The sequence below is a fragment of the Actinoallomurus acaciae genome, assembly GCF_042429965.1.
Lineage (GTDB): Bacteria > Actinomycetota > Actinomycetes > Streptosporangiales > Streptosporangiaceae > Actinoallomurus > Actinoallomurus acaciae.
This window is the reverse complement of the sequence record NZ_JBHLZP010000614.1, coordinates 1-4,440: the sequence shown is the minus strand read 5'-3', so window position 1 is coordinate 4,440 and position 4,440 is coordinate 1. Positions and strand designations below refer to the sequence as shown.

Here is a 4,440-nt window from a genome sequence, read left to right as displayed (position 1 = left end):
GGCCTCGACGATGGCCGCGTCGCGCAGGACGCGCCCGGGGGACAGGTCGCGCTCGCGGGCGATCCGGTCGCGTGTCGTCCACAGCTCCCGTACGACCGCGAGGCCGCGGCGGGTGCGCAGCCGGTGGATGCCGGAGGTGCGGCGCCAGGGGTCCTGCCGGGGCTCCTTGGGCGGCGCGGCCAGGATCGAGGCGAACTCCTCCTCGGCCCACGCGAGCTTGCCCGCCTCGTCCAGCTCGGCGCGCAGCGCGTCGCGGAGCTCGACGAGGAGCTCGACGTCGAGCGCGGCGTACCGCAGCCAGTCGGCGGGCAGCGGGCGGGTGGACCAGTCGGCGGCCGAGTGGCCCTTCTCCAGGGTGAAGCCCAGCACGGTCTCGACCATGGTGCCCAGCCCCACGCGGGGGTAGCCGAGCAGCCGGCCGGCCAGCTCGGTGTCGAACAGCAGGTCCGGCACCAGGCCGAGCTCCGAAAGGCACGGCAGGTCCTGGGTGGCGGCGTGGAGCACCATCTCGGTGCCGGCGAGCGCGGTGTTCAGCGCGGACAGGTCCGAACAGGGCACGGGGTCGAGGAGGAACGTTCCGGAGCCCTTACGGCGGAGCTGCACCAGATAGGCGCGCTGACCATAGCGGTAGCCCGAGGCGCGCTCGGCGTCGACCGCGACCGGGCCGTCACCGCCGGCGAGCCGCTCGACCGCGGCCGCCAGGGCCTCGGAGGTCTCGCAGACCGGGGGAATTCCTTCCCTGGGTTCGAGGAGAGGTACTACTTCTGCTTCCGACAATCCCACGCGCCTACCGTACGTCGTCAAACACCTGAACCAGGCAGGGAGGTCACCCCTGCGGGCGGCAAACCAGCCGCAAGACACAGAACATCACACCAGGCATTGATATGCCCGGACATGTTCTCGTCGGTCGGTGACCAGGACGCGCGCAGCTCGAGCTCGGTGGTCTCGGGGTCGTCGTTCTTGTCGCCGAAGCTTTCGGAGACCGCCCGGGTGATCGTCCCGGAGGCGGCCTTGTATCCCGCGCGGTGCTGGTCGAGCGCCTCCGTCAGCCAGCTCCAGCCGACCGGGCCGATCAGTGGATCGGCCGCGATCTCCGGCTCCAGGTCGGCGCGGACGTAGGCGACCACGCGGAAGTCGCCGTGCCAGCCGCGCTGGCCCTCGGGGTCGTACAGCAGGATGAGCCGGCCGACGCCCAGCTCGCTGTCGTCCTCGCGGTAGACGGTCGCCATGATCGCGGCGGCGTACGGCGCCAGGCGCTGCGGCGCCGGCATGTCCTCGACCACGAGCTCCGAGCGGGCCGGCTCCGCCTCGACGAACGCGCGCATGGTCTCGACGGCTCGCCGGAACGGCTCCGGCGCACGCGCGTCCCGGGCGGTCATCGGTCCACCGGACGATCCGCCGGACGCATGTCCTCGGTGGGGAGAGAGGGACGCATGGTTCGGGGCTGTCCTAGGCGGCCTGGGACCGTATGATCACCGGAATCTCGGGGGCATCGCCGACCACGATCGCCATGCCGCACACCGAGCACATGAGATCGGGGCAGTCGGCGCCGTGACCATCGGCGCACGGCGGCTGCTCGAAGACGCGGTCGTCATCACAGACGGAACAATGACGGGTGAGGGTCATCCGCTGACAGCCTCCCTCAAACTCGGCTTCGGGGTGGAGCGTTCACACGCTCGCATGACGTCCGGCACGATCGCGGGATGTCGCTCGGCGTGTCCCGAAGATTCTCATAACGGACGTGCGGCCCTTGTCGCCGTGCGGACTTGGGGGTACCGGCCCGGCCTGCGATGTTTCGTGGGACCATCCAAGTGTGCCCGACGTCGAGAACCCCCAGAACGGCGCCGCTCCGCGGCCCGGCGCCACCCCGGACAACGGCCGTGCGCACCTCCCGGCCGCCCGTCGCGACGGGCCGTTCCTGAACGCGTGCCGCCGTCTGCCGGTGCCGCACACGCCGGTGTGGTTCATGCGGCAGGCCGGCCGCTCGCTGCCGGAGTACCGCGAGGCGCGCGGCGCCGTCCCGATGCTGGAGGCGTGCGCGATCCCCGATCTGATCGTGGAGATCACGATGCAGCCGCTGCGCCGCTACGCGGTGGACGCGGCCATCTTCTTCAGCGACATCGTGGTGCCGCTCAAGGCGATCGGCGTCGACCTGGACATCAAGCCGGGCGTCGGCCCGGTGATCGCCGACCCGATCCGCGACGCCGCCGCGGTCGGCCGCCTGCGCCCGCTGTGGCCGGACGACGTGCCGTACGTCACCGAGGCCGTGAGCTCCCTCAACGCCGAGCTGGGCGACATCCCGCTGATCGGCTTCGCCGGCGGGCCGTTCACCCTGGCCTCCTACCTCATCGAGGGCGGCCCGTCGAAGAACCACGAGCGCACCAAGGCGATGATGTACGGCGAGCCGGAGCTGTGGGCACGGCTGCTCGACCGCCTGGCCGACATCGCGATCACCTACCTGAAGGTGCAGGTCGAGGCGGGCGCGCGGGCGGTCCAGCTGTTCGACTCGTGGGTCGGCGGCGTGGCACCGGCCGACTACCGCCGGTCCGTGCTGCCGCACAGCGAGAAGATCTTCGCCGCGCTGGAGCCGTACGGCGTGCCGCGGATCCACTTCGGCGTCGGCACGGGCGAGCTCCTGGGGCTGATGGGAGAGGCGGGCGCGGACGTGGTCGGCGTCGACTGGCGGGTCCCGCTCGACGAGGCCGTACGCCGCGTCGACGCCGGCAAGGCCCTGCAGGGCAACCTCGACCCGGCCATCCTGCTCGCCCCGTGGGAGGTCGCCGCCGAACGCGCCCGCGAGGTCCTCGCCCAGGGCCGTACGGCGGAGGGCCACGTGTTCAACCTGGGCCACGGCGTCCTCCCGTCGACCGACCCGGGCGTGCTGGCCCGCCTCGCCGACCTCGTCCACGAGGAGTCCGCGGTCCACGCCGAAGCGCCCTGAGGCCTGTGGTCAGGCGGCGCTCGACCGGGAGGAGCGGCGGCGGCGCCACAGCCACCGGGCCGGCAGGCCGATCAGCGCGGCGAGGCCCAGGAACGGCAGGAGCCAGCCGACCACGATCGCCAGTCCCTTCACGAACACCGTGAACGCGTGCCAGCCCGACGACACGCCGCCCGAGAAGCCCGTCGACCGGTGATGGTCGCGGCGCGTCGGCGTCGTGCCCTCCAGCCGCAGCGTCACGGTGGCGTAGCCGGTCTGGGCGGCCAGCGACCTCTGGCGTGCCTGCAGGGCCTCAAGATCGGACTCCCGGCCGGCGATCTCCTGTTCCAGCCGCACGATGTCGTCGATGTCGGAGGCCTTGCCGAGCAGCTTCCGGAACGACGCCAGGGTCGCCTTGGCCGACTTGACCCGGCTGTCGACGTCGGCGACCTCCTGGGTCGCGTCGTCGGCCTGCTGCCGCAGCGAGACCCGAGTGCCGATGCGTGAGGACGCGAGCTGGTCCAGCACGCCCTGGTACCGCGCCGATGGGATCTTGAAGGTGATCGTGGCCGACGGGCGCGAGCCGGGGTTCTCGGTCGCGCTCTCGTTGCCGACGTAGCCGCCCGCGGCGGTGACCGCGCTCTTCGCCCGGCCCGCGGCGCCGGTGACGTCGCCGGACCGCATCGTGAGGTCGGCGGTGTAGATGATGGCCTGGGCGGGCGCGAGGCGTACGTTCTGGGCCCGACTCGCGCCGTCGGCCTCCTTGCTCGGTGCGCGCGCGACCGCGGCGTGGCCGCCCGCACCGGAGGATGCTCCGTTGCCGCCGCCGGAGCAGGCCGTGAGGAGGACCAGCGCGGCGGCCGATACGACGATGAACGGTCTCATGTGACTGGGACGCCGTGACGTACGTCACCGTTCGCGGCCGGCCGTCGCGATCGGATCACGATGACGACGCGCCCCGGTCACGGCACCTCGGCCACGGGCGGGTGGTGTGCCGGTCGCGCGGGGGTTCTGGGATCGTGGAACCATGACCGATGCGCCGATTCGTGCCCATGTCGCCGTCGTCGGCGGCGGGATCGCCGGGCTGACCGCCGCTTACCACGCCGCCCGGAGCGGAGCCCGCGTCACCCTCCTCGAGGGGGCCGTCGACGTCGGCGGCAAGCTCCGCGTCAGCGACATCGCCGGCCTGGCGGTGGACGAAGGCGCCGAGGCGATGCTCGCGCGGCGGCCCGAGGGGATGGAGCTCGTCCGCGAACTGGGCATCGGCGACCAGCTGGCCTTCCCCGGGACGACCTCCTCGGCGATCTGGAGCCGCGGCGCGCTCCACGACATGCCGTCCGGGCACATCATGGGCGTCCCCGCCGACCTGGTCGCGCTGGCCCGCTCCGGCGTGCTGTCGGCCGCCGGGATGGCCCGCGTCCCGCTCGACCTCGTGCGCCCCGCCACTCCGCGCGGCGAGGACGTGTCCGTCGCCGGGCTGATCGGCGCGCGGATGGGCGCCGAGGTGGTGGACCGCCTGGTCG

5 protein-coding genes are annotated in these 4,440 nt (G+C 72.8%); 2 read left to right on the top strand and 3 right to left on the bottom strand.

All coding sequences use genetic code 11. From position 1 onward, the window contains the following. Both ACFFNX_RS43320 and ACFFNX_RS43315 read right to left on the bottom strand, forming a co-directional pair. Window positions 1-783: HRDC domain-containing protein (locus tag ACFFNX_RS43320; RefSeq protein WP_378212074.1), on the bottom strand; the 783-nt coding region annotated here is incomplete at its 3' end. A gap of 17 nt (window positions 784-800) precedes the next feature. Further along, window positions 801-1,379 (bottom strand): DUF3000 domain-containing protein, encoded by a 579-nt coding sequence (locus ACFFNX_RS43315; protein WP_378212073.1) that lies wholly within the window; start codon window positions 1,377-1,379, stop codon window positions 801-803. Between the two features lie 539 nt (window positions 1,380-1,918). Between ACFFNX_RS43315 and hemE the strand changes: the two genes are divergently transcribed. Further along, window positions 1,919-2,941, top strand: coding sequence for a uroporphyrinogen decarboxylase (gene hemE, locus ACFFNX_RS43310; protein ID WP_378212075.1), 1,023 nt, complete (start codon window positions 1,919-1,921; stop codon window positions 2,939-2,941). A gap of 9 nt (window positions 2,942-2,950) precedes the next feature. Here the strand turns inward: hemE and ACFFNX_RS43305 are convergent, their stop codons facing one another. Continuing rightward, window positions 2,951-3,802, bottom strand: a complete 852-nt coding sequence (locus ACFFNX_RS43305) for a DUF4349 domain-containing protein (RefSeq protein WP_378212072.1) — start codon at window positions 3,800-3,802, stop codon at window positions 2,951-2,953. A 142-nt stretch (window positions 3,803-3,944) separates the two neighbouring features. Between ACFFNX_RS43305 and ACFFNX_RS43300 the strand changes: the two genes are divergently transcribed. Beyond that, on the top strand, window positions 3,945-4,440 hold a 496-nt coding region (locus ACFFNX_RS43300; RefSeq protein ID WP_378212071.1), incomplete at its 3' end, for a protoporphyrinogen/coproporphyrinogen oxidase.